Source organism: Nocardioides terrigena (genome assembly GCF_003047265.1).
Classification (GTDB): Bacteria; Actinomycetota; Actinomycetes; order Propionibacteriales; family Nocardioidaceae; genus Nocardioides; species Nocardioides terrigena.
In genome coordinates this window covers 1-1237 of sequence record NZ_PZYY01000030.1, presented here as the reverse complement: position 1 = coordinate 1237, position 1237 = coordinate 1, and the positions used below count along the sequence as shown (strand labels likewise).

Genomic DNA, 1237 nt, shown 5'->3' with positions numbered 1-1237 from the left:
TATAATTGAAAATACTTTGATAGATTTATATGCAGATAATAATAGCAAAAATTTCACATCTAAAGGTTCAGCGAGGAAATAAAGAATTTAACAATGTTTTAATTGGTAATAAACAAAGTTCACGTCTATACTCTAGTCTTGCTTCTGAAAATAACGCTGTCAAGGTTAATCCGTGATTTATCACAGGGTTCACTGACGCTGAAGGGACATTTACGGTAAAAATCAGTAAATCAGATAAATACCGTACAGGATGAAAAGTAGAACCTTTATTTGCTATAGGTCTACACATTAAAGATGTAGCTATATTAAATGCTATACAAAACACTTTAGGTGGGATCGGTGCAATCTTAAATCAAGCGGAAAATAGTATTCAATTTGTTATATCTTCTCAAAAAGATTTGCAAGTTCTTATGTCACATTTCGAAAATTATCCTTTAATTACACAAAAAAGAGCGGATTTTGAAATATTTAAACGTATTTTAGAAATCGTTAGTAATAAAGGGCATTTAAATAATGAAAACCAGGAAAATGGGCTTCAAGAAATAGTAAATTTAAGAGCAACACTTAATTTAGGTTTATCTGATGTTCTTAAAAATGCTTTCCCTAATACAGTTCCTGTGGCCAAGCCTTTGGTAGAAGATTTAACATGCCCACATCCCCAATGATTAGCTGGGTTTACTTCAGGTGAAGGTTGTTTTAGTATAAAAGTTAGAAAAGGTTCTACTAAAATCGGTTATAGAGTAGAATTGGCATTTATATTAACACAACACGCTAGAGACGATAAGCTTTTAAAAAGTTTAATTACTTATCTAGGCTGTGGTAAATACTATAAACAAGCTAGTAATTCATTTGGAAGTCTAAGATGTGAAAATTTTACGGAAATTTTTGAAATAATTATCCCTTTTTTTAAAGAACACAAAATAGTAGGTGTTAAAGCATTAGATTTTGAAGATTGATGTAAAGCCGCAGATCTAATTAAAACAAAAGATCATTTAACTGAAGAAGGATTGGAAAAAATTCGTCAATTACAGTTAAATATGAATCGTAGTAGAAATAATTAGTATTATACTGCAGGTATAACTATTTACTTTAATGTAGTAACAATAATTTTGTTATGTTATGTTATTTAATCCCCCTCGGCGAGGGTATTAATTTACTTAATGTTGGGTTATATTGGCTAATATTTATTATTTGTGAGGGTGAGGAAGGCGGGTATTCCATTAAAGACTTAGTTATT

At 30.1% G+C, this 1237-nt stretch carries 2 pseudogenes; both read left to right on the top strand.

Going from position 1 to position 1237, the window contains the following annotated elements:
- The first annotated feature begins 179 nt into the window (after positions 1-179).
- Positions 180-665 (top strand): annotated as a pseudogene (locus tag DAE25_RS22620) (LAGLIDADG family homing endonuclease).
- A 12-nt stretch (positions 666-677) separates the two neighbouring features.
- A pseudogene (locus DAE25_RS24330) lies at positions 678-956 on the top strand (LAGLIDADG family homing endonuclease); the annotation flags it as partial.
- Positions 957-1237 lie beyond the last annotated feature (281 nt).